1 protein-coding gene is annotated in these 236 nt (G+C 43.6%); it reads right to left on the bottom strand.

The window, feature by feature from the left end; all coding sequences use genetic code 11:
• Positions 1-236, bottom strand: a 236-nt coding sequence (locus tag AAEY78_RS14930) for a hypothetical protein (protein ID WP_352340277.1), incomplete at both ends; no start/stop codon positions are given.

The raw sequence follows: 236 nt of genomic DNA, 5'->3' as shown, positions 1-236 counted from the left end.
GCAGTAACTCAATGGGCTATCGGCAAGGTATAAGCGTTTTAATGGCGAAGCCTCAGTAAAGCGCACGCTTTGAGTTAAGGTAATTGTCAGCTGGTCGCCGGTTTCTGCCACACTTTGCACGGTAAATCGTTTAGCGGTTGTCCCTAGGGGATGATAGATTTCTGTCGTTGTTAATGGATAAATCAGCACTGATTGACCTGTATTAATACTACGAACACTTTTAATCGCTGTTAAAC

This window comes from Psychrobacter sp. 16-MNA-CIBAN-0192 (genome assembly GCF_040309565.1).
Taxonomy (GTDB): domain Bacteria; phylum Pseudomonadota; class Gammaproteobacteria; order Pseudomonadales; family Moraxellaceae; genus Psychrobacter.
The sequence above is the reverse complement of the archived record's forward strand: the minus strand, read 5'-3'. Positions and strand labels throughout refer to the sequence as shown.